Genomic DNA, 24,886 nt, shown 5'->3' on the forward strand with positions numbered 1-24,886 from the left:
CGCGCTCCTAGATGTGGGGGACGTCGTCGGGGATGTCGTAGAAGGTGGGGTGCCGGTAGACCTTGTCCCCGCTCGGGTCGAAGAAGGGGTCCTTCTCGTCGCGGGTGGAGGCGGTGATGTGCTCACTGCGCACCACCCAGATGCTGACGCCCTCGTTGCGCCGGGTGTACAGGTCCCGGGCGTGGGTCAGGGCCATCCGGTCGTCTGCGGCGTGCAGCGAGCCGACGTGGACGTGGTTCAGGCCGCGCTTGCCCCGGACGAACACCTCGTACAGCGGCCACTCCCGCTTCTCGCCGGTCATGCCGCCGCTCCCTTCCGCGCGCGGGCCGCCCGCTTGGCGGCGTGGGCCAGTGCCGCCTCGCGCACCCAGGCGCCCTCCTCGTGCGCCGTGCGGCGCCGCTCGATCCGCTCGGCGTTGCACGGGCCGTCGCCCTTGATGACCCGGGTCAGTTCGTCCCAGTCGGGGGTGCCGAAGTCGTGGTGCCCCCGTTCCTCGTTCCAGCGCAGCTCGGGGTCGGGCAGGGTCACGCCGAGCTTCTCGGCCTGGGGGACGGTCATGTCGACGAAGCGCTGGCGCAGTTCGTCGTTGCTGTGCCGCTTGATCTTCCACGCCATGGACCGCGCCGAGTTGGGCGAGGCGTCGTCGGGCGGGCCGAACATCATCAGCGACGGCCACCACCAGCGGTCCACCGCGTCCTGCACCGTCTCCCGCTGGGCGTCGGTGCCCCGCATCATCGTCATCAGCAGCTCGTAGCCCTGCCGCTGGTGGAAGGACTCCTCCTTGCAGATGCGCACCATCGCGCGGGCGTACGGCCCGTAGGAGGAGCGGCACAGCGGGACCTGGTTGCAGATCGCCGCGCCGTCCACGAACCAGCCGATCACGCCGACGTCGGCGAAGGTCGGCGTCGGGTAGTTGAAGATCGACGAGTACTTCTGCCGGCCCTCGATCAGCCGCTCGGTGAGGTCGGCGCGGTCGGCGCCGAGGGTCTCGGCCGCCGAGTACAGGTAGAGGCCGTGGCCCGCCTCGTCCTGGACCTTGGCGAACAGGATCGCCTTGCGGCGCAGCGACGGGGCGCGGGTGATCCACTCCCCCTCCGGCTGCATCCCGATGATCTCGGAGTGCGCGTGCTGCGCCACCTGCCGGATCAGTGTGCTGCGGTAGCCCTCCGGCATCCAGTCGCGCGGCTCGATCCGCTGGTCCCGCGCGATCGTCGCGTCGAAGTGCTCCTGGGGTCCGCCGATCGCGGTGTCCGCGGCCGACGAGGCGGCCCGCTGTTCCGTCATCCGTACCACCCATCCCAACCGACCGTTCGTTCGGTATATGATACGGCGCCCCTCCCCCTGTCCGGCAAGTGGCGGGAGCGAATCGTTCACCGAAGGAAGCGGACGGCCGGTCTCCCAAAGCGGCGCGCCCCTTGACAGTCCCCGGCGCGACTTGACTTACTGATCCGAGCCGCACGCTAACCGAATGTTCGGTCGGTACACGAGGTGGTGTGAACCGTGACGGAAGCAACCCCCGCGGTCCCGGGGCCGGCAGCACGCGTGTTCGCCGCCGACCGGGCCTCCCGGCTGCTGGGCATCGAACTCCTGGAGCAGGGCGAGGGGACCGCCGTGCTCCGCATGACCGTGACGGAAGCGATGGTCAACGGGCACGGGACCGCCCACGGCGGCTACCTGTTCCTGTTCGCCGACACCGCGTTCGCCTGCGCCTGCAACAGCCACGGCCCCGTCACCGTCGCCTCCGGAGCGGATGTCACCTTCGTGGCCCCGGCCCGCGAGGGGGACGTTCTGACGGCCACCGCCCGGGAGGTCACCCGTTTCGGGCGCAGCGGCATCTACGACGTGAGCGTCGTACGCGGCGAGACGGTGATCGCGGAGTTCCGCGGCCGCAGCCGCGCTGTCCGGCACACGGGAGCTGTCCGGAACACGGGATACGAGGAGCCGCGATGATCAGCGAACCGACCGACCCGGTGGGCACCCGGTCCCGTCGTGGCGAGCCCCTGCCGGCGGAGTTGCTGGACGACGCCGAGCGCATGCCGCGCGAGGAGGTGGAGGCCCTCCAGTTGCGCCGGCTGCGCCGGACGCTGCGGCACGCCTACGACCATGTGGAGCTGTACCGCAGGAAGTTCGACGCGGCCGGTGTCACGCCGGACGACTGCCGGACCCTGGCCGACCTGGCCCGGTTCCCCTTCACCACCAAGGCCGACCTGCGGGACACCTATCCCTTCGGCATGTTCGCCGTCCCCCTGTCCGAGGTGCGCCGCGTCCACGCCTCCAGCGGCACCACCGGGCGCCCCACGGTGGTCGGGTACACCGAGCGGGACCTCGCCACCTGGGCGGACCTCGTCGCCCGCTCGATCCGCGCGGCCGGCGGCCGCCCCGGCCACAAGGTCCACATCTCCTACGGGTACGGCCTGTTCACCGGCGGCCTCGGCGCCCACTACGGCGCCGAGCGCGCGGGCTGCACCGTGATCCCCGCCTCCGGTGGCATGACCGCCCGCCAGGTCCAGATCATCCAGGACTTCCGGCCCGAGATCATCATGGTCACCCCGTCCTACATGCTCACCCTCCTCGACGAGTTCGAGAGACAGGGCGTCGACCCGCGCTCCACCTCCCTCCAGGTGGGCATCTTCGGTGCCGAGCCGTGGACGGAGGAGATGCGCCGCGAGATCGAGGAGCGCGTGGACCTGCACGCCGTCGACATATACGGCCTCTCCGAGGTCATGGGTCCCGGCGTCGCCCAGGAGTGCGTGGAGACCAAGGACGGCCCGCACGTGTGGGAGGACCACTTCCTCCCGGAGATCGTCGACCCCCTCTCCCCCGGGGTCCTCCCCGACGGCGAGCGCGGTGAACTCGTCCTCACCTCCCTCACCAAGGAGGCCCTGCCGGTCGTCCGCTACCGCACCCGCGACCTGACGAGGCTGCTGCCCGGCACCGCCCGGCCCGCCTTCCGCCGCATCGAGAAGATCACCGGCCGCTGCGACGACATGATCATCCTGCGCGGGGTGAACGTCTTCCCCACCCAGATCGAGGAGGTCGTCCTGCGCACACCCGGCGTGGCCCCGCACTTCCAGATCCAGCTGACCAGGCGCGGCCGCATGGACCACATGACCGTCCGGGTGGAGGCCCGGCCGGACGCCGGCCCGCAGCAGCGCGCCGACGCCGTCCGTGCCATCGCGCAGGGCGTCAAGGACGGCGTCGGCATCACCGTGGAGGTGCTCGTCGTGGAACCGGAGAGCCTGGAGCGTTCCGTCGGCAAGCTCCGCCGGGTCAAGGATCAGCGCGGGTCGTGATCCGCTTCCCGCGGACCGGCTGCCCCCGCGGAACGCTCAAGGCGCGGCGGCCTGGGCGACGACGCGGGGGACGGAGCCGTAGCGCCGGGTGCGGCGGGCGTACTGGCCCATCGCGTCCCACAGGTCGCGGCGGTCCGCCTCCGGCCACGGGGTGTCGAGGAACAGCAGCTCGGCGTAGGTGGCCTGCCAGGGCAGGAAGTTGGAGGTGCGGTGGTCGCCTCCGGTACGCAGGAGCAGGTCGACGTCGGGCAGTTCGGGGACGTACAGGTACTGGGCGAAGGCGTGCTCGGAGACGGCATCGGGGTCGGCCTTCCCGGCGGCCGCTTCCCGGGCGAGTCTCGCCGCGGCCTCCGTGATCTCGGCCCGGCCGCCGTAGTTGACGCACATGGTCAGGGTCAGTCCGGTGCGGTCGCGGGTGATCCGCTCGAAGTGGAGGAGTTGCTCGACGACGTCGGCCGGGAGCCGGGAGCGCGCGCCGGCCCAGCGGACGCGGACGTCCAGGTTCTCGTCCACCAGGCGGCGCACGATCTGGGGGATCTCGTACATCAGGGCCTGCAGCTCGGCGGCGGGGCGTTTCCAGTTCTCGGTGGAGAACGCGTACACGGTCAGGTACTCCAGGCCGATCTCCAGGGCGCCGTGGACGACGTCGACCAGTGCCTCGGCTCCTCGCCGGTGGCCGTCGGTGCGGGGCAGGCCGCGGGCGGTGGCCCAGCGGCCGTTGCCGTCCATCACGATGGCGACGTGGCGGGGTGTGGCCTCGGCGGGCAGCCGGGGCGGGCGGGCGCCGGAGGGGTGGGGCGTCGGAGCGACGGCCGGGGGGCGCCCGGGAGCGGCCGACCGCGCCTGCTCGGCCGGGCCGGGCCCTTCGGAGGCCGGCGCCGGTTGCGGTGAGCCGGGCCGGACAGGGAAGGGGAACAGGCCCCAGGCCAGCGCGGCCTTGGCCCGGGCGGGCAGCAGCAGGCGCAGCCGGGCGCCGCGCGGCAGGGCCGGCCGGCGGTGCAGCAGCGCGGCGGGCGTGTCGGCCGCGGCCTTCAGGCGCAGCCGGTACAGGTCGGTGTAAGCGCCGAGCGCGACGCCGACCGCCGGGTGCAGCGCCGGCGGCGGTGGGGTGCGGTCGAGCCAGGTGCGGGCCCGGTCGGCGAGGCGGCGCACCAGTTCCTCGAAGGCCGGGGTGGCGCGCCGGGCCAGCAGGTCCGCCCGGCGCACGCCGGTCTCGTCCAGGGCTTCCTGCGGCAGCGGTACGTGGCCGCGGCCGAGGTCGTCGGAGAGGTCGACGAGGGCGTCGGTGAGGTAGACCGCCTCGACGGCGGTCCGGCAGGCCACGGCCACGTCCGGCACGCCCGCGGCGAGCGCCTCCGGTTCGGTGGACAGGCCCGTGGCCCGCAGCAGCAGTGAACCCGCGCGCAGCACGAGCGGGGTGTTGATCAGGCTGTTGTAGTGCCGCCACTCCTGCCAGGTGGCGAACTGCCGTCCGTCGGCGTCCTGGCGGAGTTCCTCGAACAGCGTGTGCAGGAACCCTGGTGGCAGGTTCCAGGTCAGCATGGTGTGGATCAGTGCCCGCCGTACCGGGTCGCTGCCGCGGCCTTCGCGCAGGTCCGTGTCGAACGCCGAGATCCACGCCTCCAGCCGGTCGGCCCGCCCCGGGTCCGCCTCGCCCGCGGGTCCGGCCGCGTCGGCCAGGTCGTCCACGGCGCGGACGGCGCCGTACAGCGCCCAGGTGGCGGTCCGCAGCGGGGGCGGCAGCAGCAGCGAGACGGCGTACTCGATCTCACCCGTCGCGCGGGTGGCGCGGCGGCACGCCTCGTAGCCGCGGCGCAGGGCCGGGTCGTGGATGCCGCCGCGCCGGTAGACGCCGGGGGCGGGCACGGCGAGGGAACGCACCTCACGCCTCCTCTTGTGGGGTCGAAGGCGCCGGCTGGGGAATCCAGGCCAGGGCCAGGGCACTGCCGACGGCGGTGAGCAGGAAACCGAGCAGCAGGCCGCCGAGGTTGGCGGCGACCAGGCTGACCAGGGAGAGCACCCCGGCCAGTACGCCGGAGAAGTGGCGCAGGGCCGGGTTGTGCCACGTCGTCGCCCCGGCGACGACGAACCCGGCGCCCAGGGTCCACGAGGCGGCGCCCGCGGTGCCGGTGAACCGGAGGAAGCCCAGCCCCGCCCAGGAGACACAGACCAGTTCCAGACCGCCGAGGCACAGCAGCAGTCCCGCCGCGAACGGGCGGCCCCGGCGCCACCCCCGCCCTCCGGGCCGGGTCCCCGTGGTCATCGGGTGGTCCCCGGCGTGCAGCCGCCCGCTCCGCGGCGCAGGTCGACGGCGACGCCCCGGGACGTGATGGTCCCGGCGGTGAAGGCGTGCGGCCGCGTGGTCACCGCGCTGCCGGTGACCTCCCGCGCGCCGACGGTGAACAGTCCGGTGGGCCGGTCCGGGGACGTTCCTGGCGTGCTGAACTCCGCTCCGGAGAGCCGCACCGACCGGGCTGTGGCCATGCCCGCCTCCACCGTCAGACCGGTGGCGGTGGCCCGTTCGATGCGTACGACGGCCGTCACCGCTCCGATGACCGGCAGGTGGGCGGTGGAGTGGACACAGGCGTCCTCGACGGTCGCCCGCTCCATCCGCGTGGCCAGCGCCGGCAGCAGTCCGCCACGGCCCGAGGCGGCCGGGGAGGCCGTCACACCCGACCCGGACACCCGCGCGGCGTGGACCGTGACCGGCACCTCGCCCGCGAACGCCACGGAGACGACCCCCGCGGCGCTCCCGGCGAGCAGGGCGCAGGCGCCGACGAGCAGGGGGGCCAGCGCCAGAGCGAACCGCCGGCGGCTGGTGCGCCCGCCGCTCGTCCGCACGGAGGAGTCGTCATCGATCACGCCCGGCCCAACGACCACCCCGGACCGAAGTACTGCCAATCACACCATCGGATGAAGAGCCGTCGCGACCGGTTGCCCCCGCCGGGTACGGACACACCGGGGCGGCGGTCAACTGCCGCGCGGACGGCAGGTCATGGGCAGCGGGCCGGGGGAGATGACGATGCGGGCGCGCGGTCGGTGGCGGTGTCCCGGCACGGTGCGCAACTGCCAGCGGGCGGCGATGGTGGCCACGGCGGTGAGGACCTGGTTGACCGTCATCGCGTCCCCGACGCACTTGCGCACCCCCGCGCCGAAGGCGATGTCCGAGCAGCGTGCCAGGCCCCTGGTGCGGTCGGGCAGCCAGCGGTCGGGGTCGAACCGCAGCGGGTCGGGGTGGACCGCCGGATTGCGGTGCACCGCGTAGGTGCAGTAGGCGAGTTCGGTACCGGCCGGCAGCTCGGCGGCGCCGAGGCGGACCGGGACGAGGGTGCGCCGGCCCAGCATCCAGGGAGCGGGGTGCAGCCGCAGGGTCTCCTTGACGACCCGCCGGGTGTAGTCGAGCGCGGGCAGGTCCTCGGCCCGCACGGGACGCCCCCGCAGGACGGAGCCGATCTCCTCGTGCACCCGCTGTTCGACGTCGGGATGGAGCGCCAACTCGTAGAGGACGTGGGGCAGTACGTCCTTCAGGCCGTGCGTCGCGGCCCAGAGCAGGAAGAGCGTGTCGGCGATGATCTGCCGGTCGCCGAGCGGCTCGTCCGTGTCGGAGTAGCGGGCCCGCAGGAGCTGGGAGAGGACGTCGTCGCCGGTCGCGCCCCGGCCGCGGTGGTGGTCGAGGGAGGCCGCGACGGCGGCGCGCAGGCGGGACAGGGCCCGCCGGAAGCCGCCGGTGCCCGGCACGTTCCGGAGGTGGGCGAGCCCGGGGAGGGCGAGGCGCCAGTACATGCCGGGGGTGGTCCGGGAACTCAGGGCCGCGAGCGCGGCCTTGACCCGGCCGAGCGCCGGTGTGTCGCCGCAGACGGCGCGGGCGTTGACGTCGTAGGCGAGGCGGGCCGCCGCCTGGTCCACGCGGACGGTGGCGCCGGGGGTCCAGCCGGCGACGGCCTCGTACGTGGCGTCCCGGACCGCCGGTGTCCGGGCGGCGATCCGGTGCGGGTGGAACGCCGGCTGGACGGCACGGCGGTGCCGGAGGTGCGACGCGAAGAGCGTCAACCCGTCGAACTCCATGTCCATCACCAGGCTGATGCCGAACTGGGAGCCGATTCCGGCGGTGATCCGTGCCTGGGAGTAGCTGCGGGCGTCGGTCACCAGGACCTGGTGCAGGAGTTCCGGCGAGTTGACCAGGTAGACGTCGGGGGTGAAGGCGGGGCCCCGCATCCGCACCAGGGGGCCCGACGCGTTGAGCGACGTCATGAAGCCGAGCGGGTCGCACAGCAGCTTCAGGCCGTGGCCGAGCAGGGGCAGTGCGCCAGGAGCGGTCGGTACGGCGGTGGGAGGCACGGAAACAGCCACGGGCCCTCTCTGAAATCGGATGACACGCACATACTGTGATCGACAATGTACCGGTGGTAGTGAGAGGTGGGGTGCGTGGTTCCGCACGAAGTGCTCGTCGTGGGCTCCGGGTTCGGCGGGAGCGTCGCGGCGCTGCGGCTCGCGGAGAAGGGGTACCGCGTCACGGTCGTCGAGGCCGGGCGGCGCTGGCGGCCGGAGGAGTTCGCCGCCTCCCCCTGGCAGGCGCACCGCCTGCTGTGGGTGCCCTGGCTCGGCTGGCGCGGCATCGCCCGCCTGCGGGTGCGGCGCCGGCTGGCCGCGCTGACCGGTGTCGGAGTCGGCGGCGGCTCCCTCGTCTACGCGGGGGTGCACCACCGGCCCGAGGCGGCCGTGTTCCGCGACTCCTGCTGGGACCCGTCCCTGGACTGGGCGGACGAACTCGCCCCGCACTACGCGGTGGCGGACCGGATACTGGGCACCACGCCGGTCCCCCGGCGGGCGGCGGGGGACGATGCCCTGCGCCGGGCGGCCGAGACCCTCGGGGTGCCCGGCGGGGTCCGTGCCACCCGGGTCGGCATCCACTTCGGCCCACCCGGCCGGACGATGCCGGACCCGTTCTTCGGCGGCCGGGGGCCGGCCCGCGCCGGCTGCTCGGAGTGCGGCCGGTGCACCCTCGGCTGCCGCGCCGGAGCGAAGAACTCCCTGGACCACAACTACCTGTACCTCGCCGAACGGGCCGGAGCCCGCATCCGGCCGCTGACCGAGGTCCGGGCGCTGGAGCCACGGCCGGACGGCACCTGGCGGGCGCACGTCCGCGAGGGCGCCGGTCCCGTCCGGCGCCGCGCGGCGCTGTCGGCGCACCAGGTCGTCCTCGCGGCCGGGGCCTGGGGCACCGCGGAACTCCTGCACCGCTCCCGGCCGTACCTGCCGAGGCTGTCACCCGCGCTGGGCACCCGCACCCGCACCAACCGGGAGGTGTTCGCCGCCGTGCACGCGGAAGGCTTCGACATCGGGCCCGGCGTCGCGATCAGCTCCGCGCTGCGGCCCCGCCCGGACCTCCTGGTCCAGCTGTGCCGGCTCGGGCCGGGCTCCCACCCGGCCGCGCTGCTCACGGCGCCGGCCGGCCTCCCCTGGCGGGACTTCGGCCGCCGTACCGCCGTGCTGCTCGCCATGGAGCGGGGCGACTCCCACCTGACCAGCCGCTACCGGTACGGCAGGCTGACCTTCCTGCGGGGCGGCCCGCGGCCCGAACCCGTACGGCTGGCCGCCGCCGAGGCGGTGGCGGACCACTACGCCCGGCACACCGGCGGCCGGGCCGCGCTGCCGTGGAGCACCGCCCTCGGCCTGCCGGTCACCGCCCATCTGCTGGGCGGCTGCCCGGTCGGCGCCGACCCCGCCACCGGCGTCGTCGACCTCTACCACCGCGTGCACGGCTACCCGGCCCTGCACATCACCGACGCCTCGGCCGTGCCCGGCAACCTGGGCGCCAATCCCGCGCTCACCGTGACGGCGATGGCCGAACGGGCCTGCGCCGCCTGGCCCGCCGCCGGCCGTCCCGACCGGCGCCCCGCCCAGGGCGAGCCGTACCGGCGCGTACCGCTTCCCACGACGGAGGAGACCCCGTGACCCACCCCGTTCTCGTCCGGCTCGCCACCAGCCGTGCCGTACTGCGGGTCGCCCCTCATGTCCTTCCGCGCTGGGACCTGTTCGTCCACCGCCTGACCGGGGGCCGGCTGCTGCCGAGCCGGATCGCCCTGGACACGATCGTGCTGTCCACCACGGGCCACCGCAGCGGAGCCCCGCGCTCCACTCCGCTGGCGGCGCATCGGGCGGCGGACGGCACCTGGCTGGTGGTCGGCAGCAACTTCGGCCGCTCCCACCACCCGGCCTGGAGCACCAACCTCCTGCTCCGCCCGCACGCCACGGTCACCGCGGAGGGACGCTCCTGGCAGGTCACCGCCCGCCTGCTCACCGCCCGGGAGAAGGAGCGGCAGCGCGACCGCGTCCTGCTGGCCGTCCCCTTCTACGACGTCTACGCCGCCCGCTCCGGCCGGGACATCCGCGTCTTCTGCCTCACCCCGGTCACCGCTGCGCCCGCCGGCCGCCCCGCTCGCGCGTGAGCACGGGAACCGGCGGGGACGGACGCTCCTGCCGACCGGGCGGCTACTCCTCGTAGTCGGCAGGGCGGACGTGGGCCTCCTCCAGCGCCTCGCGCATCGTGCGGCCGGTCGCCCCGGCCTGGCCGTGGGCGTCGTCCTCGCGATTCTCCCGTTCGAGGACCTCGTCGGTCGTGTCGGTCTTCGGCCGGTTCTCTTCGGGGACGGTCATGGCGCCTCTCCTCGTCGGTGGTACGGGTGTTCCGAGGCAGCGGGTTCCCGGACCGGCCGCGGCTATCCCTGGGCTATGTTGAACCTTCCGCGGGAGACGTCCTCGGCAGACGAAGGAGGCGCACGGTGCCATCGCCGCAGCAGGCACGCGCACAGGCGTCAGCGATCACCTCGAAACCTGCCGCCCCGGAGCCGGAACCCTCCCCGGCGTCCCAGCTCAGGACGTTGTTCGACCGTCCCCGGCTCTCCCCCGGGCAACGGCGCATCGCCCAGTACCTGATCGAGAACCTCACCGAGGCGGCGTTCCTGTCGATCACCGACCTCGCCGACCGGGTGGGGGTCAGCCAGCCGTCGGTGACGCGGTTCGCCTCGGCGGTGGGTTTCACGGGGTACCCCGCGCTGCGGGAGCGGCTCCAGTCGATGACACTCGCCGCGCGCGGCGGTCCCGCCGAGGAGTACCGCGGCAACGAGCTCCAGGCCGCGGTCGACGCCGAGATCGAGAACCTGGAGAACCTGCGGCGCGACTTCGCCGACCCGCACGCGGTGATCGACACGGGCCGCGCGCTGTCGGCGTCGGTACCGCTGACCGTGCTCGGGCTGCGCATCTCCGTCTCGCACGCCGAGTACTTCGCCTACGCCGCCCGCCGCATCCACCCCGATGTCCGCCTGGTGACGCGGGGCGGCAGCGTCGCCTACGACGCCCTGCTCCAGTCGCGGGAGGCCGGCGGCACCTGGGTGCTGGCGTTCTCCATGCCCCGGCACGCCCGGGAGACGCTGCAGGCGGTGCGGGTGGCGCGGCGGGCCGGCCTGCGGGTGGCGCTCGTCACCGACCTGGCGCTCGGACCGGTCGCGGACGAGGCGGACGTCGTCTTCGCCACCGGCACCGGGTCCCGGCTGGTCTTCGACTCCTACGCCGCCACCGGGGTGCTGTGCGCGGCGCTGCTCCAGGCCATGACCGACGCCGACCCGGAGCGGACGCAGGCGCGGCTGGAGGCGTACGAGCAGATCGCCGAGGAGCACCGCTTCTTCCTGCGGGACTGAGTGCGGGTCCTGTGCCGAGTCCGTATGAATGTTTTCATGCTTCTTGAAAAGCGGACCGTATATATAAATACTGCTCACGGAACGCGACCCGGCCGTACCGGACCGCATCCGCGAGACCGCACACCCGGAAGCGAAGATCATGCCCCTGACGCCCACGCGCACCGGCCCGGACTGGCCGTGCCAGGTCAAGCCCCCCGGCAGCTACGACTGGGAGCGCTCCGCGGTCAGGTGGCTGCGTGAGCTGGTGCCGGCCCGCTACGCCGGTTACCCCGCCCTGATCCGCCACCCGGTGCTGCTCGCCCGCCACGCGCACCTCCAGGTGCAGCAGGAGATCCGGGTCGCCCGCACCGCGCTGCAGAGCGCCCGGGCCGACCTGCCCCGGCTGGGCCTGCCCGAGTCCGTCATCGAGCACACGATCAAGCTGTACGCGGCGGAGATCGGTCAGTTGCAGCACATCGCCCGCAGCGTCCGCGCGGTCACGACGGCGCTCTCCGACGGAGTCGGCGCCGGCGGCAGCCGCTGACGGAGCCCGGCGGGCGTACGCCGGGCTGCCGGCGCCCGGGGCGGCGGGCGGGAGGCCCAGGCAGGCGGCGGGTCCGGCCCGGCGGCACCAGGCCCGGCCCGTCGGCACCGGCTTCCGGCGGCCGGCGGCCCCCCGCCGGGGCGACGCGACGAGCAGGACAACGGAGACAGCCCGATGTGCGATGCTCGTGGCGTGACGAGCGAGCACGCCACGCCCGATCTGGCCACTCTGGCCAAGGTCGTCGCCAGACAGCGCGCCGAGATGGACCGGCTGCGCGACCTGGCGGCGACGTCGGCCGTCCTCGAACGCGCCAAGGGCGCGGAGATGGCCCTGCGCGGATGCTCGGCCGACGAGGCGCGCGAGGCACTGCTCCAGCGGGCGAAGGACCGGCGCCGCACGCTGCTGGAGGAGTGCTGGATCACCCTCGGCGCACTGGGGCCGCCGGTCGCCGGACCGGACCGGCGGCCGGAGCTGGCGGTGGCCGGCACCGGCGGCCCGGCATCCGGCTCCGCCGCCCCCGCGGTCCCGTCGGCGTCCCCCGCCCCGGACGACATCCCGTCGGCCTCCGCCCCGGACGGCGTCCCGGCGGCCCTCGCCCGGCTCGCCCGGACCCTGCTCCGCGTCGGGTCCCCGCGGGAGCTGGCCCGGGCCCTGCTGGAACACCTCGGCCCCGAGACCGCCGCCGACGCCGTCCTGCTCTACGCGCGGCTGCCCTCCGGCGCGCTGGAGCTGGTGGGGCACGCCGGGATCGACGACACCCTGGCCGCCCAGTGGCGGCAGGTGCCCCCGCTCGGCGCACTGGTCGCCCCGGACGTCCTGCGCACCGGTGAGCCGCGCTGGCTGGAGGATTTCGACCGCGACCGGGAGCGGTACCTGCTGATCGGCGATCCGCCCGAGCGCTGGCGGTCACGGGCCTGGCTGCCGGTGCCGGGCGGCGAGGCGCCCGGCTTCTGCCTCGGTGTGCTGCGGCGCCGCGGCGGTGCCTTCCCGCCCGCCGACCGGGAACGCCTGCTCGCCGTCGCCGGACTGTGCGCCGGCCGGCTGCGCGCCTTCGGCACCCGCCAGGAGCCGGCCGCGGACGCCGCCGCCGTGCAGCGGGTGTTCGACGCGCTGCCGGTCGGGGCGGTGCTGCTCACCCCGGTGCGGTCGCCCACCGGAGAGGTCCGGGACTACCGCATCGACGCCGCGACCGAACCGGCCGGCCGGGCCGCCGGACGCACCGGTCCGGAACTGGTCGGGCGGTGGTTCTCGGAGTGCTTCCCGGCCCTGGCGGACGAGCCGCTGTGGCCGGCCTGCCTGGCCACGCTCGCCACCGGCACGCCGTACGAGGGCGAGCCGTTCGCGCACCGGAACGTGGTGCCCGGCACCACCGAGCCGGGCACGTACTCGGTGCGGGTGGCGCCGCTGGGCGGCGGGCTGGTGCTGACCTGGCTCCGGCACGGCTCCTCCGACCGGCAGGAACAGCGGCTGGCCGATCTGCAACGGCTGGGCGACCTCGGCTGGGTCAACTGGAACCTGGTCACCCACGAGGCCGGCTGGTCCGCCCAGGTCTTCGCCATCTTCGGGCGCGACCACGGGCTCGGCCCGGTCCGCCTGGCCGAGCTGCCCGCGCTGTCCCTGCCGGAGGACCGGCCGGCGCTGGCCCGGGCCGTGCGGGCCCTGGTGGACGAGGGACGGCCGTGCGACGTCCCGTTCCGCACCAGGACCCCGGCCGGCGTCCGGCACCTGCGCGTCGTCGCCGAGGCGGCGCGGGACGCCGACGGCACCCCCGTCGAGGTGCACGGGTTCGTGCAGGACCTGACCGCCCGGCGCCGGGTGGAACTGGCCCTGGTCGAGAGCGAGCAGGCCATGCTGACCCAGCACGACGTGCTGCGGGCCGAGCGTTCCCTGGCCGCGCAGCTCCAGCACGCGCTGCTGCCCCTGCCCAAGGGCCGGCTCCGGCTGGCCGGGCTGCGCGTCGAGGTCTCCTACCTGCCGGCGCAGTCGGGGGTGTACGTCGGCGGCGACTGGTTCAGCGCCATCGAGCTGCCCGACGGCGACGCCCTGCTGGTGGTCGGCGACGTCGCCGGGCACGGCGTCGACGCGGTCGCCACCATGGCCCAGCTCCGGTTCACCGCCAAGGGCATGGTCATCACCGGGTCGTCGCTGACCGGTGCGCTCACCCGGCTCAACACGCTGCTGCTGCACTCCCGCGACACCCACGGCACCGCGAGCATGGTCCTGGCCCGCTACGAGCGCGCCCGGCACCGGCTGCTGTGGGCGCAGGCGGGGCATCTGCCGCCGCTGCTGGTGCGCGACGGCACGGCGCGCTATCTCGACCGCCCGCGCGGCATACTCCTCGGCGCGACGCCGTCCCCGGTCTTCGGGGAGGGGGAGTGCGTGCTGCGGCCGGGCGACCGGCTCGTGCTGTACACGGACGGCCTGATCGAGCGGCCCCCGGAGAACATCGACCGGGGTCTGGAACGGCTCGCTCGGGCCGCCGCGGCCCCCGCCGAGGACGCGCCGGACTCCCTGGAGCCGCTGCTGGCCACGCTGCTGGAAGGGGAGGAGCGCCGGGACGACGTCTGTGTCCTGGACATCCGGGTGCCGGACGAAACCGCCTGACCGGCTCGGGGACGCGGGGACGGCGGGCGGTCAGTCCACCGGGTGACCGGGACGGACGGCTGCCGCGTCCCGCTGCCGCAGCAGCGGCCGGTCCCCGTCCGCGCGCCCGCCGCACTCGACCGGATCGAGGACGAACCCGACGTGGTCGCCCCCGTCGGCCCGGCCCGCGATCCGCCCGACGAACCACGCCTCCACGTCCTCCAGGACCACGGCCCCGCCGTGCCCGGCACGCCACCGGACGTCCTGGAACTTGTCCGTCCGGTGACCGGTCCGGCCGCCGAACAGCTCCGCCAGGGCGCGCTGGTCGCGGGCGAGCAGATGGACCGCGAGGAACTCCGCCGAGCGGGCGACCTCGTAGGTCCGGTTGAGCTCGGACAGCCACACCGCGAACCGCACGGGACGCAGCGAGCACTGCGAGGCGAAGCCGACCAGACAGCCGGCCCGCTCGCCGCCCGCCGCGGCCGTCACCACGCACATGTCGGGATCGAGCCGCCCGAGAAACGCGTCCATCTCCACCATGCTCACACCGCTTCCCGCCACGGGCCCGCTGAATCAAGCACTCAGTACCGTCCAGCGCTGCCCAGCACTGCACCGAGTGCCATCCGTCCGGTCAGGTGCTACGTTCGGCGTCCATGAACGCCAGCAGTGCGGCACCGCGCCGCGACGGTCGGCCGCCGATGCGCGAGGCCCTGGTAGCGGCCGCCTTCCGGCTGTTCCTGGAGCGGGGCTACGAACAGACCACCGTGGACGACATCGTGGCGCTGGCCGGGGTCGGACGGCGGTCGTTCTTCCGCTACTTCCCCTCCAAGGAGGACGTGGTCTTCCCGGACCACGAGCGGTGCCTGGCCGACCTGACCGCCTTCCTCGCCGCCTCCCCCGCGGACGCGGAACCGGTGCGCCGGGTCTGCGACGCCGCCCGGCTGGCGTCGCGCATGTACGCCGAGAACCCGTCCTTCTCGGTGCAGCGCTACCGGCTGACCAAGCGGGTTCCCGGGCTGCGCGCGTACGAGCTGTCCGTGGTGTGGCGCTACGAGCGCGCCCTTGCCGCCTATCTGCGCGGCCGGTTCGCCGACCGTCCGGACGGGACGCTGCGGGCCGACGTGATCGCCGCCGCGGTGGTCGCGGCGCACAACAACGCGCTGCGCGCCTGGCTGCGTGCGGACGGCGCGGGCGACGCGGCCGGCCCCATGGACCACGCGCTGGGGTATGTGCAGTCGGCGTTCGGTGACGGCCCGCCGGCGGCGGCGCCCGTGCCGGCCGCCGTCGCCGAGGGGCCCGAGGACGTGGTGGTCGTCGTGGCCCGGCGGGACGCGCCCCTGTGGCGGGTGGTCCAGGAGCTGGAGTCCACGCGCGGCCCGCGCGGCCGGGAGACCGATCCTTCAGATGATACGGAGTGCCTTTACGGCTGACACTGAGTGCCATACTCTGCTGTCGTGCACGGTGGCACCAGCGGAACCGCGCACCCGTGTGCCCGGGGGACCGCGCACACGGCTTTCCGGCCGAGCGCAGGGAGTTGACCAGCGTGTACCACCACTCAGGAAGCGTCGCCCAGCAGACCGCCGGCGCCCCGGCAGGGGTGCTCGAAGCCTCCGCCCCGGTCACGGACGCCCTTGTCTTCCAGCGCTGCACCTGGTGCGGGACCGCCATGTACCACCGGGTGCTGTGTCCGGTGTGCCGGGGCAGCGATCTGCGCACGGAGCGCAGCGAGGGCACCGGGACGGTCCGCCACTCCACGGTGGTGCACCGCAACACCCCCGCGACGCGCAATGTGTCGCTGATAGAGATGGCGGAGGGCTTCGTGCTGCGCGGCCGGGTCATGGGCCCGCCCCTCGGCATCCACAGCGGGGACCGGGTGCGGCTGTCCACGGCCAAGGACCCGGTGCGCGGCGAGCCGGTCTTCCAGCTCGTCGACGAGCCCTACCGGGCCTGGACCTGACGGAGGGTCAGGTGCCGGTCCCGGCCCCGGGCGTGAGGGTGACCCGGATGCCCACGGTGCCGTCGAGGCCCCGGCGCAGCCGGCTGCCGAGGAGGACGACCCGGCCGGCGATCCCGTACTTGCGGGCGATCAGCCTGCGGTAGCGGGCGGTGGTCGCCGCGTCGCAGATCCGCGCGGTGGCGGGGGTCAGGTCACCGGTCGGGTTGCCGCGCACGTCGCAGGGCCCGACCAGGACCTCGGGGCGGTTGCGGACCCGCTTCACCTTCCACGAGTCCGCGACCGTCCACACGCCGAGCGCGTCCCCGTCGCGCACCACCCACACCGGGGTGGCGACCGGGGTGCCGTTCTTCCGGTAGCTGGTGAACAGCAGATAGCGGCCCGCGCCGAGCCGGGCCAGCGACGCCTCGTCCATGGCCGGGCAGTCTAGGCCGCTTCGCCGCCGGCCACGAGGGCGCCCCCGCCGTTCAGGACAGGACGGACGCCATCCGCCGCACCGCCTCGTCGAGCACCTCCGGTGACGTCGCCAGGTTGAGCCGTACGTGCCCGGCGCCCCCGGTGCCGAACGGGAGGCCGGAGTTGACGGCCACCCGGCCGCGCCGCAGGAACACCTCGGCCGGATCGTCGCCGAGGCCGAGGGCGCGGCAGTCCAGCCAGGCGAGGAAGGTGGCCTGCCCCGCGCGGTGCACGACGCCGGGCAGCCGCTCGGCCAGCAGGTCCGTGAGCAGCCGCCGGTTGTCGTCGAGTCCGGTGAGCAGCGCGTCCAGCCAGGCGGTGCCGTCGCGCAGGGCGGCGGTGTGGGCGAGCACCCCGACGTGGCTCGCGCCGTGTCCGACCTCTTCCGGCATCCGGGCCAGGTCGTCCGCCGCACCGGGGCCGGCCACGGCGAGGGCGGCCTTGAGTCCCGCCAGGTTCCAGCCCTTGGACGCCGACATCAGCGACAGACCGCGTTCGGCGCCGGGCACGCTCAGGTACGGCACGAACCGCGCGTCCGGGAAGACCACCGGGGCGTGGATCTCGTCGGCGACGACCCGGACGCCGTACCGCTCGGCGAGCGTCGCCACGGCGGTCAGTTCCTCGGCGGTGTGCACGGTGCCGGTGGGGTTGTGGGGGCTGCACAGCAGGTAGGCGGCCCGTCCGCCGTCCGCGACGCAGCGCCGGAAGACGTCCTCCAGCCCGGCGAGGTCCAGCCGCAGGTCCGGGCCGAGCGGGGCCTCGGCCACCCGGCGGTCCAGGTGGGTGACGAACTGGTAGAACGGCGGGTACACGGGCGAGTTGACGATCACCGGGTCGCCCGGCCCGGTGACCAGCTTGAGCAGTTCGACGGCGCCCAGCATGACGTCGGGCACGACGGCGGTCCGCGCCACGGCGAGCCCGTCCCACGTCCACCGCGCGCTCGCGAAGCGGGCCAGTGCCTCGGCGTAGGCGGTGCCGGCGGAGTAGCCGGTGTCGCCGCGTTCCATCGCCTCGGTGACGGCACGCACCACCGGCGCCGCGAGCGGCACGTCCATCTCGGCCACCCACAGCGGCAGTACGTCCTCGGGGTAGGTACGCCACTTCATGCTCGTACGTCGTCTCAGGCGGTCGAGGGTGAGCGCGCGCAGGGGGTTCGGTTCACCGGTCATGGCCCACAAGATAGGGCTGAACGCGACCGGCCGCGGGGACGTATGGAGGGGCGACGGCGCCGGTCCGGCCACGGGAGAGCACGTATGAGCCATGTACGACGACGCATCGTCCGGCGGGCGGTGCGGCTGGCGGCCGTCGGCGGACTGCTCCTCGGGGGCACGATGGTGACCACGGCCGTCGCGGACGAACCCGCCGCCCCGCGGGCCGAGGAGGTGACGGCCGCCGGACTCGTCTCGCGGCTCGGTGCCTCGCGTACGGCGGGGCACTGGATCGGGGCCGACGGGCGGCCGGTGGTCGCGGTCACCGACGCGGGGGCGGCGGCCGAGGTCCGCCGCGCGGGCGCCACGGCGAAGCTGGTGACGCACAGCATGCGCGAGCTGAAGTCGGCGACGGCGACGCTGCGTTCGCTGCCGCGGGTGGCCGGGACCGCGTGGACCGTGGACTACCGGTCGAACGAGGTGGTGGTACGGGGCGACAGCACCGTCTCGACGGACGACTGGTCGGAGGTGACGGACGCCGCCGAGGAGATCGGCGGCTTCGTCCGCACGGAACGCACCGGGGGCGCCTTCACCCCGCGGGTGAGCGGGGCGCAGCCCATCCTGTCCACCGCGGGGCGCTGTTCGGCCGGGTTCAACGTGACGGACGGCACCGACGACTTCGTCCTGACGGCGGGGCACTGCGGCCCGACGGGATCGGTGTGGTTCGCCGACGGCCGCGAGGTCGGGGCGACGGTCGCCGGGAGTTTTCCCGGCGACGACTTCTCGCTGGTGCGGTACGCGGACGGGGACGCGGGCGACGGCGCCGAGGTGGTGGCGGTGGGCGACGGCAAGGGCGTGCGGATCACCGGCACCGGGGAGGCGGCCGTGGGACAGCGGGTGTTCCGCAGCGGCAGTACCAGCGGGCTGCGGGACGGCCGGGTGACGGCGGTGGACGCGACGGTGAACTATCCGGAGGGCACGGTCACCGGTCTGATCGAGACCGACGTGTGCGCGGAGTCCGGGGACAGCGGCGGCCCGCTGTTCTCGGAAGGGGTCGCGCTCGGCATCACCTCGGGCGGGAACGGGGACTGCGCGTCGGGCGGTACGACGTTCTTCCAGCCGGTGTCGGAGGCGCTCCGGTCGCTCGGTGTGCGGCTGATCACCGCCGGGCCGGCCGGGCCGGGGCAGGGTGCCTCCGCCGCGCCGTCGGCGTCGGCGCCGGGTGCCGCGGCGCCGGGAGGGGCGGCGCCGGCGTCGGGCACGCAGGCCTCGACGCTGCTGGCCCGCCTCACCGACCGGCAGAACGTCGGCCCCGGTCTGCTGGTCGTCGCCGGGAGCCTGCTCATGTGGGTCGCGGCCCGCTGGATCCGCACCGAGCACGACCGCAAGGCGTACCGGCGGCACTACTCGGCGACCTGGGGGTGAGCCCGGCTCAGCCCAGGGTGAGCAGGACAGTGGCCGCCGCGGCTCCGAGCAGGCCGGCCGTCTGGCGCGGGGTGAGCCGCTCGTGCAGCAGGGCGAGGCCGAGGAGGACCGGCAGGGCCGGGTAGAGCGAGGCGAGGACGACGGTGACGGCCAGGAGCTGCCGCTGGGCAGCGAGCAGGTACAGGATCAGGGCGAGGGCGGCACCGGCGCCGATCAGCAGCGCCCCGGCGGCCCGGTGCGGCGGGGTCCGCAGGCGTCGCGGGTGCCGGGCGGCGGCCGGCAGGAGCAGGAGGACGGCGGCGGCGCGGCCGGCGGCCACCGGCCACAGTCCGCTGCCGGGACCGGCCTGTCCCAGGGCGAGGTACTGCACGGCGACCCCGGCGCTGGCCAGCAGCCCGTCCGTCACGGCGGGCCCGCGGCCGGTGCCGCCTCCGCCGGAGACCAGCCAGAGCGCGGGCACCGTGACGGCGATGCCCGCCCAGGCGACGGCGCCGGGCCGGTCGCCGAGGACGAGCACCCCGCACAGCACGGACAGCGCGACGCCGGTGACGGCGCTCACCGGCACGACGACGCTCATCGCGCCACGGCTCAGGCCCCGGTTGAGGAAGAGCATGGCGACGCCGCTGCCGAGGCCGGACAGCGCGCCCCACAGCAGGTCGGCGTGGTGCGGCTCCGGTGCGGTGAACAGGAGCGCCGCGGCACAGGCGAGCAGCAGCCCGCCGAGCTGCCCGAGGAGGGAGACGGTGAGGTGGTGGACCCGGCGGGAGAGCATGCCGCCCGCGAAGTCCACGAGGCCGTAGCAGGCGGCCGAGGCCAGTGCGAGGAGGGCTCCCATCCGGTGGGGGTGCCCCGGACGGAAGCCGCGATGCGCTGCCGAGGGGAGACCGGGAGGCCGGCGGTCAGGCCGCCTTCACCGGATGCGGGACCGCGGCGGCCCACTCCAGGACGAGTCGCTGGTACTCCTCGCGCTGCTCGCCGCTCAGGGTTCCGCCCGACCGGTGCCACAGGGCCCGGATCTCCTCGTTGACCTCGGCAGCCGATCGCTCGGAGGAAGGATCAACAGTGGTGGACATGGTGTGAAGCATACGGCTCGCGACGTGAAGGCACCGTGAGTAATCGCGAGCTAAACGGACATACCGGACCGTGTCTCTGGTCACGTCATATGCCGCGGCGTGTGCGGGAGTTCACACCGTTCGGCCGACGTCAGCGGTACCCGGTGACGTCGGCCGGCTTGCCCGGGTCCTGGACCTCGACGAGATAGCGCCAGGCGTCGGGGCGGCTGCCGTCGAGGTCGGTGAAGCCGTACTCCCGGGCCAGGCCGCCGCTGGAGAGGGAGCGGCCGTTGTGGCGTGCCACGTCCGGGTCGGCGGCGAGCGCGGCGACGGCGCGGCCGGCGTAGCGGGGTGTCTCCGAGATGGCGAAGTGGGGCGTGGCCGGCAGGGCGTCGCGCCAGTTCTCCTCCCGTACGCCGTAGTGGTCGAGCATGATCTCCGAGCGGAGCCAGCCGGGGGTGAGCGCCACGGCGGTGGCGCCGCGGGGGCCGAGTTCGTGTCCCAGGGCGAAGGCCATGCGCAGCACGGACGTCTTGGCGAGGTCGTAGAAGAAGGAGACCCGGTAGTGGTCGCGGTTGTAGTCGGCGGTGCCGTCGGTGACCTCGACGGCCAGGCCGCCGGGGCGGCGCAGCAGCAGGGGCAGGGCGTGGTGGCTGGTGACGGCGTGGGTCTCGACCGCGAGCCGCAGCAGCCGCAGGCCGCGTTCCAGGTCGTGCTCCCAGACCGGGACGTCCCAGTCGAAGAGGTTCTCGCCGCCCCAGATGTCGTTGACCAGGACGTCCAGGCGGCCCTGTTCGCGGTCGATCCGGTCGACGAGTGCCTCGACCTGGTCCGGTTCCAGGTGGTCGACGGGGACGGCGATGCCCCGGCCGCCGGCCTCGGTGACCAGGTCGGCGGTGTCCTCGATGGTCTCGGGACGGTCGTACTCGGAGCGCCGGGCGCGGGTGCTGCGCCCGGTGACGTAGACGGTGGCGCCGGCCGCGCCGAGTTCGACGGCGATGCCCCGTCCGGCGCCCCGGGTCGCCCCGGCGACGAGTGCGACCTTGCCCGTGAGCGGCTGTGACATGTCCGGCCTTCCGTTGCGTGGAGAAGTCCTCGTGCGTTACCGGTATCGAGGATTCCCGGAAAGCCGGACACCTTCTGTCGTCTTTGCGGACGGGCTTGCTCAGTGCCCGCGCTTGATCCAGTCGTCCAGGTGGGGGGCTTCCGCGCCGATGGTGGTGGGGTCGCCGTGGCCGGTGAGGACCTTCGTCTCGGGCGGCAGCGTCAGCAGCCGGTCGCGGATCGAGTCGATGATCGTCGGGAAGTGCGAGAAGGAACGGCCGGTGGCGCCGGGGCCGCCCTGGAAGAGGGTGTCGCCGGTGAAGACGGTGCCGAGCCCGGGGTCGTACAGGCACACGGCGCCGGGCGCGTGTCCCGGCGTGTGCAGCACGGTCAGGTCGGTGCCGGCCGCCTCGATCACCTGGCCGTCGGCCAGCCAGGCGTCGGGGTCGCGGTCGGGGTGGGTCTGCCGCCACAGGGGCAGGTCGTCGCGGTGCAGCCAGATCACCGCACCGGTGCGCTCGGCGAGCGCGGGGGCGGCGCCCACGTGGTCGTTGTGGGCGTGGGTGCACACGACGGCGGCCAGCCGGCGGTCCCCGACGGCGTCCAGGATCGCGTCGGCGTCGTGCGCGGCGTCGATGACGACGACCTCGTGGTCGTCACCGACGAGCCACACGTTGTTGTCGACGTCCCAGGTGCCGCCGTCCAGGCTGAACTGCCCGGAGGTGACGACGCGTTCGATGCGGGCGGCCATCAGAGGACCACCACCGAACGCAGCACGTCACCGGCGTGCATCCGCTCGAACGCCTGCTCCACCTCGTCGAGCCGGATGGTCTCGGTGACGAACTTGGCCAGGTCCAGGCGGCCCTGGACGTGCAGGTCGATCAGCATGGGGAAGTCGCGGGAGGGCAGGCAGTCGCCGTACCAGGACGACTTGAGGGCGCCGCCGCGGCCGAAGACGTCCAGGAGCGGCAGTTCCAGCTTCATCTCGGGGGTCGGGACGCCGACCAGGACGACCGTGCCGGCCAGGTCACGGGCGTAGAACGCCTGCTGGTACGTCTCCGGGCGGCCGACCGCCTCGATGACGACGTCGGCGCCGAAACCGCCGGTCAGCTCGCGGATCGCCTCGACGGGGTCGGTGGCGCGGGAGTTGACGGTGTGGGTGGCGCCCATGGTGCGGGCGGTCTCCAGCTTTCGGTCGTCGATGTCCACGGCGATCACCTTGGCGGCGCCCGCCAGGTACGAACCGGCGATCGCCGCGTCCCCGACGCCGCCGCAGCCGATGACGGCGACGGTGTCGCCGCGGCCCACGTTCCCGGTGTTGATCGCGGCGCCGATGCCGGCCATCACGCCGCAGCCGAGCAGCCCGGCGACCTCCGGGGCGACGGCCGGGTCGACCTTGGTGCACTGTCCGGCGGCGACCAGCGTCTTCTCGGCGAAGGCGCCGATGCCGAGCGCCGGGGAGAGTTCCTGGCCGGTGGCGGCGAGGGTCATCTTCTGCTCGGCGTTGTGGGTGTCGAAGCAGTACCAGGGCCGGCCGCGCAGACAGGCCCGGCACTTGCCGCACACGGCACGCCAGTTGAGGATCACGAAGTCACCGGGGGCGACGTCGGTGACGCCCGCGCCGACCGACTCGACGACGCCCGCGGCCTCGTGGCCGAGCAGGAAGGGGTAGTCGTCGCTGATGCCGCCCTGCTTGTAGTGCAGGTCGGTGTGGCACACGCCGCAGGCCTGGATCTGGACCACGGCCTCGCCGGGTCCGGGATCGGGCACGACGATCGTCTCGATCCGCACGGGCTCGTCCTTGCCCGGTGCGATCACGCCGCGTACTTCCTGCGCCATGGTGCTGGCTCCTTGTTCTCGGCCACGGTTGTATCCCTGCCGACCCTAGCCGCAAGCCGACGGTGCGCAGTGCCGACGTAACCTGAGTCGTCGCGCCGACCCGCCGAAGGAGCACCGTGAGCGCCATCGCCGAGAAGACCGGCCCGCCTCCCTGGCGGCTGCTCCTGGAGTACATACGGCCGCACCGGTGGGCCCTGCTCGGCGGCGCCGTGCTGTCGCTGCTCACCGGGGCCACCGGGCTGCTGCTCCCGCTGGTCGCCCGCGGGCTGATCGACGACCTGTCGCACGAGCGGGCCATCACCGGCGCGCTGCTCGCGATGTCGGCCCTGGTGGTCGTCAACGCGGTGGTGGGCGCGCTGGGTTCGTACGTGCTGCGGCGCACCGCCGAGTCGGTGGTGCTCGGCGCGCGGCGCGCCCTGTCCTCGTACCTGCTGCGGCTGCGGATCACGGCCGTGGACCGCACCGAACCGGGCGACCTGATGGCCCGGATCACCTCGGACACCACCCTGCTGCGCACCGTCACCTCCGAGTCCCTGGTGGGTCTCGCCACCGGCGGGCTCACCCTCCTCGCGACGATCGTGATGATGGGGCTGGTCGACACCGTGCTGCTCGGCGTGACCCTGGCGGTGATCGCGGGCGCGGGCGCGGTGATCGGACTGATCGCGCCGCGCATCAACCGGGCGAGCAGACAGGCCCAGCAGGCGGTGGGGCTGATGGGCGCCGCGCTGGAGCGGGTCCTCGGCGCCCTGCGCACGGTCAAGGCGTCGGGTGCCGAGCACCGCGAGGAGCGCGCCCTGCACGAGGCGGCCGAGGAGTCCTGGCGGCAGAGCGTGCGCGCCGCCAAGTGGTCGGCGGCGGCGGGCAACACGGCGGGACTCGCCCTCCAGATCGCCTTCATCACGGTGCTCGCGGTGGGTGGCGCGCGGGTCGCCACGGGCGCGGTCGACATCGGCACCCTGGTCGCGTTCCTGCTGTACGTCTTCTTCCTGATCTCCCCGCTCCAGCAGGTCATCGGCGCGGTCACCCAGTACCAGACGGGCGCGGCGGCCGTGCTCCGCATCCAGGAGGCGCTGCGCCTGCCCGCCGAGCCCCCGGCGCACGCCGCCCCGCTGCCCTCCCCCGGCACGCGGCCGGCCGCCGTCGCCTTCCACGACGTGCGTTTCCGCTACGCCGACGACCTGCCCCACATCCACCACGGTGTGACGTTCTCCGTGCCCGCCCAGGGCATGACGGCGTTCGTCGGCCCGTCCGGCGCGGGCAAGACCACCGTCTTCTCCCTGATCGAGCGGTTCTACGACCCCGAGTCCGGCACGATCACCGTGGACGGCCGGGACCTGGCCGACTGGGAGCTGCCCGCGCTGCGCGCCGCGATCGGGTACGTCGAGCAGGACGCGCCGGTGCTGTCGGGTTCCCTGCGGGACAACCTGCTGCTGGGCAACGCCGAGGTGGACGACGACGAGGTCGCCCGGGTGGTGAAGACGACCCGTCTGGACGGGCTGGTCGCGCGGCTGCCCGACGGGCTGGGCACGCTGGTCGGGCACCGGGGCACCAAGCTGTCCGGCGGTGAGCGCCAGCGCGTCGCGATCGCCCGGGCCCTGCTGCGCCGCCCCCGGCTGCTGCTGCTCGACGAGGCCACCTCGCAGCTGGACGCGGTGAACGAGGCGGCGCTGCGCGACACCGTCGCCGACGTGGCCCGCACGACGACGGTGCTGGTCGTGGCCCACCGGCTGTCCACGGTGACGATGGCCGACCGGATCGTGGTGATGGACGCGGGCCGGGTCCGCGCGGTCGGCACCCACCGGGAGCTGGTGGGCACCGACCCGCTGTACGCGGAGCTGGCGGCGACCCAGTTCCTGACCGCCGGCGGCTGAC

The 24,886-nt window shown here is 74.3% G+C and carries 26 protein-coding genes; 11 read left to right on the top strand and 15 right to left on the bottom strand.

Annotated features, from left to right (window positions below; genetic code table 11):
- Window positions 1-7: 7 nt before the first annotated feature.
- Window positions 8-301 (bottom strand): 1,2-phenylacetyl-CoA epoxidase subunit PaaB, encoded by a 294-nt coding sequence (gene paaB / locus ACIQR3_RS06360; protein ID WP_403534905.1) that lies wholly within the window; start codon window positions 299-301, stop codon window positions 8-10.
- A complete protein-coding gene (gene paaA, locus ACIQR3_RS06365) occupies window positions 298-1,284 on the bottom strand; it encodes a 1,2-phenylacetyl-CoA epoxidase subunit PaaA (protein WP_403534908.1) in 987 nt (328 codons plus the stop codon). The genes paaB and paaA overlap by 4 nt, the downstream gene beginning before the upstream one ends.
- Window positions 1,285-1,500: 216 nt before the next feature.
- Between paaA and paaI the strand changes: the two genes are divergently transcribed.
- Together paaI and paaK are read left to right on the top strand one after the other, a co-directional pair.
- A complete protein-coding gene (gene paaI, locus ACIQR3_RS06370) occupies window positions 1,501-1,950 on the top strand; it encodes a hydroxyphenylacetyl-CoA thioesterase PaaI (protein ID WP_403534910.1) in 450 nt (149 codons plus the stop codon).
- Complete coding sequence (paaK, locus tag ACIQR3_RS06375; protein ID WP_403534913.1) at window positions 1,947-3,293, top strand: phenylacetate--CoA ligase PaaK; 1,347 nt, start codon at window positions 1,947-1,949, stop codon at window positions 3,291-3,293. Before paaI ends, paaK begins: the two co-directional genes overlap by 4 nt.
- A 36-nt stretch (window positions 3,294-3,329) precedes the next feature.
- On the opposite strand, the gene uppS is transcribed toward paaK, so the two are convergent.
- From uppS to ACIQR3_RS06395, 4 genes are all read right to left on the bottom strand, one after another.
- Window positions 3,330-5,174: a polyprenyl diphosphate synthase gene (gene uppS / locus ACIQR3_RS06380; protein WP_403534916.1), complete on the bottom strand. Its 1,845-nt coding sequence runs from the start codon at window positions 5,172-5,174 to the stop codon at window positions 3,330-3,332.
- Between the two features lies 1 nt (window position 5,175).
- On the bottom strand, window positions 5,176-5,556 hold the full coding sequence (locus ACIQR3_RS06385) for a DUF6114 domain-containing protein (protein ID WP_403534919.1): 381 nt from the start codon (window positions 5,554-5,556) through the stop codon (window positions 5,176-5,178).
- On the bottom strand, window positions 5,553-6,155 hold the full coding sequence (locus ACIQR3_RS06390; protein ID WP_403534922.1) for a DUF6230 family protein: 603 nt from the start codon (window positions 6,153-6,155) through the stop codon (window positions 5,553-5,555). The genes ACIQR3_RS06385 and ACIQR3_RS06390 overlap by 4 nt, the downstream gene beginning before the upstream one ends.
- A gap of 108 nt (window positions 6,156-6,263) precedes the next feature.
- Window positions 6,264-7,643 (bottom strand): cytochrome P450, encoded by a 1,380-nt coding sequence (locus ACIQR3_RS06395; RefSeq protein WP_403534925.1) that lies wholly within the window; start codon window positions 7,641-7,643, stop codon window positions 6,264-6,266.
- 75 nt (window positions 7,644-7,718) lie between these two features.
- Between ACIQR3_RS06395 and ACIQR3_RS06400 the strand changes: the two genes are divergently transcribed.
- Together ACIQR3_RS06400 and ACIQR3_RS06405 are read left to right on the top strand one after the other, a co-directional pair.
- Window positions 7,719-9,248, top strand: a complete 1,530-nt coding sequence (locus ACIQR3_RS06400; protein WP_403534928.1) for an FAD-dependent oxidoreductase — start codon at window positions 7,719-7,721, stop codon at window positions 9,246-9,248.
- Window positions 9,245-9,742, top strand: a complete 498-nt coding sequence (locus ACIQR3_RS06405) for a nitroreductase/quinone reductase family protein (protein ID WP_403534931.1) — start codon at window positions 9,245-9,247, stop codon at window positions 9,740-9,742. Before ACIQR3_RS06400 ends, ACIQR3_RS06405 begins: the two co-directional genes overlap by 4 nt.
- Window positions 9,743-9,785: 43 nt before the next feature.
- On the opposite strand, the gene ACIQR3_RS06410 is transcribed toward ACIQR3_RS06405, so the two are convergent.
- Entirely contained in the window at window positions 9,786-9,950 is a 165-nt protein-coding gene (locus ACIQR3_RS06410) for a hypothetical protein (RefSeq protein WP_403534934.1), read from the bottom strand.
- A gap of 125 nt (window positions 9,951-10,075) precedes the next feature.
- On the opposite strand from ACIQR3_RS06410, the gene ACIQR3_RS06415 reads away from it, so the two are divergent.
- The 3 genes from ACIQR3_RS06415 (at window position 10,076) to ACIQR3_RS06425 (ending at window position 14,117) form a co-directional block, all read left to right on the top strand.
- Entirely contained in the window at window positions 10,076-10,990 is a 915-nt protein-coding gene (locus ACIQR3_RS06415; RefSeq protein WP_403534937.1) for a MurR/RpiR family transcriptional regulator, read from the top strand.
- 139 nt (window positions 10,991-11,129) lie between these two features.
- A complete protein-coding gene (locus ACIQR3_RS06420) occupies window positions 11,130-11,513 on the top strand; it encodes a hypothetical protein (protein WP_403534940.1) in 384 nt (127 codons plus the stop codon).
- A 174-nt stretch (window positions 11,514-11,687) separates the two neighbouring features.
- Window positions 11,688-14,117 carry a SpoIIE family protein phosphatase gene (locus ACIQR3_RS06425; protein WP_403534943.1) on the top strand — a complete coding sequence of 810 codons (2,430 nt, stop codon included), beginning with the start codon at window positions 11,688-11,690 and terminating at the stop codon, window positions 14,115-14,117.
- A gap of 30 nt (window positions 14,118-14,147) precedes the next feature.
- On the opposite strand, the gene ACIQR3_RS06430 is transcribed toward ACIQR3_RS06425, so the two are convergent.
- Window positions 14,148-14,636, bottom strand: a complete 489-nt coding sequence (locus ACIQR3_RS06430; RefSeq protein WP_403535461.1) for a flavin reductase family protein — start codon at window positions 14,634-14,636, stop codon at window positions 14,148-14,150.
- Between the two features lie 113 nt (window positions 14,637-14,749).
- On the opposite strand from ACIQR3_RS06430, the gene ACIQR3_RS06435 reads away from it, so the two are divergent.
- On the top strand, window positions 14,750-15,526 hold the full coding sequence (locus ACIQR3_RS06435) for a TetR family transcriptional regulator (protein ID WP_403534946.1): 777 nt from the start codon (window positions 14,750-14,752) through the stop codon (window positions 15,524-15,526).
- A 113-nt stretch (window positions 15,527-15,639) separates the two neighbouring features.
- Window positions 15,640-16,053, top strand: coding sequence for a Zn-ribbon domain-containing OB-fold protein (locus ACIQR3_RS06440; protein ID WP_403534949.1), 414 nt, complete (start codon window positions 15,640-15,642; stop codon window positions 16,051-16,053).
- Window positions 16,054-16,060: 7 nt separating this feature from the next.
- Here ACIQR3_RS06440 and ACIQR3_RS06445 read toward each other — a convergent pair whose 3' ends face one another.
- Together ACIQR3_RS06445 and ACIQR3_RS06450 are read right to left on the bottom strand one after the other, a co-directional pair.
- Window positions 16,061-16,465 (bottom strand): PPOX class F420-dependent oxidoreductase, encoded by a 405-nt coding sequence (locus ACIQR3_RS06445; RefSeq protein WP_403534951.1) that lies wholly within the window; start codon window positions 16,463-16,465, stop codon window positions 16,061-16,063.
- A gap of 52 nt (window positions 16,466-16,517) precedes the next feature.
- Window positions 16,518-17,675, bottom strand: a complete 1,158-nt coding sequence (locus ACIQR3_RS06450; protein WP_403534954.1) for a MalY/PatB family protein — start codon at window positions 17,673-17,675, stop codon at window positions 16,518-16,520.
- An 84-nt stretch (window positions 17,676-17,759) separates the two neighbouring features.
- On the opposite strand from ACIQR3_RS06450, the gene ACIQR3_RS06455 reads away from it, so the two are divergent.
- Window positions 17,760-19,079 (top strand): S1 family peptidase, encoded by a 1,320-nt coding sequence (locus ACIQR3_RS06455; RefSeq protein WP_403534957.1) that lies wholly within the window; start codon window positions 17,760-17,762, stop codon window positions 19,077-19,079.
- Window positions 19,080-19,086: 7 nt separating this feature from the next.
- On the opposite strand, the gene ACIQR3_RS06460 is transcribed toward ACIQR3_RS06455, so the two are convergent.
- The 5 genes from ACIQR3_RS06460 to ACIQR3_RS06480 form a co-directional block, all read right to left on the bottom strand.
- Window positions 19,087-19,914 carry an EamA family transporter gene (locus tag ACIQR3_RS06460; RefSeq protein ID WP_403534960.1) on the bottom strand — a complete coding sequence of 276 codons (828 nt, stop codon included), beginning with the start codon at window positions 19,912-19,914 and terminating at the stop codon, window positions 19,087-19,089.
- Between the two features lie 64 nt (window positions 19,915-19,978).
- Window positions 19,979-20,164 (bottom strand): hypothetical protein, encoded by a 186-nt coding sequence (locus tag ACIQR3_RS06465; protein WP_215166945.1) that lies wholly within the window; start codon window positions 20,162-20,164, stop codon window positions 19,979-19,981.
- A 118-nt stretch (window positions 20,165-20,282) separates the two neighbouring features.
- Window positions 20,283-21,197 carry an SDR family oxidoreductase gene (locus ACIQR3_RS06470; protein ID WP_403534963.1) on the bottom strand — a complete coding sequence of 305 codons (915 nt, stop codon included), beginning with the start codon at window positions 21,195-21,197 and terminating at the stop codon, window positions 20,283-20,285.
- A gap of 99 nt (window positions 21,198-21,296) precedes the next feature.
- Complete coding sequence (locus tag ACIQR3_RS06475; RefSeq protein ID WP_403534966.1) at window positions 21,297-21,926, bottom strand: MBL fold metallo-hydrolase; 630 nt, start codon at window positions 21,924-21,926, stop codon at window positions 21,297-21,299.
- Window positions 21,926-23,014, bottom strand: a complete 1,089-nt coding sequence (locus ACIQR3_RS06480; RefSeq protein WP_403534969.1) for an S-(hydroxymethyl)mycothiol dehydrogenase — start codon at window positions 23,012-23,014, stop codon at window positions 21,926-21,928. The genes ACIQR3_RS06475 and ACIQR3_RS06480 overlap by 1 nt, the downstream gene beginning before the upstream one ends.
- A 116-nt stretch (window positions 23,015-23,130) precedes the next feature.
- On the opposite strand from ACIQR3_RS06480, the gene ACIQR3_RS06485 reads away from it, so the two are divergent.
- Window positions 23,131-24,885 (top strand): ABC transporter ATP-binding protein, encoded by a 1,755-nt coding sequence (locus ACIQR3_RS06485; RefSeq protein ID WP_403534972.1) that lies wholly within the window; start codon window positions 23,131-23,133, stop codon window positions 24,883-24,885.
- The last annotated feature ends 1 nt before the right edge of the window (window position 24,886 follow it).

This window comes from Streptomyces sp. NPDC090994 (assembly GCF_044768905.1).
Taxonomy (GTDB): Bacteria; Actinomycetota; Actinomycetes; order Streptomycetales; family Streptomycetaceae; genus Streptomyces.

Coding starts and splice junctions, on each gene's coding strand:
- paaB (WP_403534905.1), bottom strand. CDS start 301: ATGACCGGCGAGAAGCGGGAGTGGCCGCTGTACGAGGTGTTCGTCCGG.
- paaA (WP_403534908.1), bottom strand. CDS start 1,284: ATGACGGAACAGCGGGCCGCCTCGTCGGCCGCGGACACCGCGATCGGC.
- paaK (WP_403534913.1), top strand. CDS start 1,947: ATGATCAGCGAACCGACCGACCCGGTGGGCACCCGGTCCCGTCGTGGC.
- ACIQR3_RS06385 (WP_403534919.1), bottom strand. CDS start 5,556: ATGACCACGGGGACCCGGCCCGGAGGGCGGGGGTGGCGCCGGGGCCGC.
- ACIQR3_RS06410 (WP_403534934.1), bottom strand. CDS start 9,950: ATGACCGTCCCCGAAGAGAACCGGCCGAAGACCGACACGACCGACGAG.
- ACIQR3_RS06420 (WP_403534940.1), top strand. CDS start 11,130: ATGCCCCTGACGCCCACGCGCACCGGCCCGGACTGGCCGTGCCAGGTC.
- ACIQR3_RS06425 (WP_403534943.1), top strand. CDS start 11,688: ATGTGCGATGCTCGTGGCGTGACGAGCGAGCACGCCACGCCCGATCTG.
- ACIQR3_RS06430 (WP_403535461.1), bottom strand. CDS start 14,636: ATGGTGGAGATGGACGCGTTTCTCGGGCGGCTCGATCCCGACATGTGC.
- ACIQR3_RS06435 (WP_403534946.1), top strand. CDS start 14,750: ATGAACGCCAGCAGTGCGGCACCGCGCCGCGACGGTCGGCCGCCGATG.
- ACIQR3_RS06445 (WP_403534951.1), bottom strand. CDS start 16,465: ATGGACGAGGCGTCGCTGGCCCGGCTCGGCGCGGGCCGCTATCTGCTG.
- ACIQR3_RS06450 (WP_403534954.1), bottom strand. CDS start 17,675: ATGACCGGTGAACCGAACCCCCTGCGCGCGCTCACCCTCGACCGCCTG.
- ACIQR3_RS06455 (WP_403534957.1), top strand. CDS start 17,760: ATGAGCCATGTACGACGACGCATCGTCCGGCGGGCGGTGCGGCTGGCG.
- ACIQR3_RS06460 (WP_403534960.1), bottom strand. CDS start 19,914: ATGGGAGCCCTCCTCGCACTGGCCTCGGCCGCCTGCTACGGCCTCGTG.
- ACIQR3_RS06465 (WP_215166945.1), bottom strand. CDS start 20,164: ATGCTTCACACCATGTCCACCACTGTTGATCCTTCCTCCGAGCGATCG.
- ACIQR3_RS06470 (WP_403534963.1), bottom strand. CDS start 21,197: ATGTCACAGCCGCTCACGGGCAAGGTCGCACTCGTCGCCGGGGCGACC.
- ACIQR3_RS06475 (WP_403534966.1), bottom strand. CDS start 21,926: ATGGCCGCCCGCATCGAACGCGTCGTCACCTCCGGGCAGTTCAGCCTG.
- ACIQR3_RS06480 (WP_403534969.1), bottom strand. CDS start 23,014: ATGGCGCAGGAAGTACGCGGCGTGATCGCACCGGGCAAGGACGAGCCC.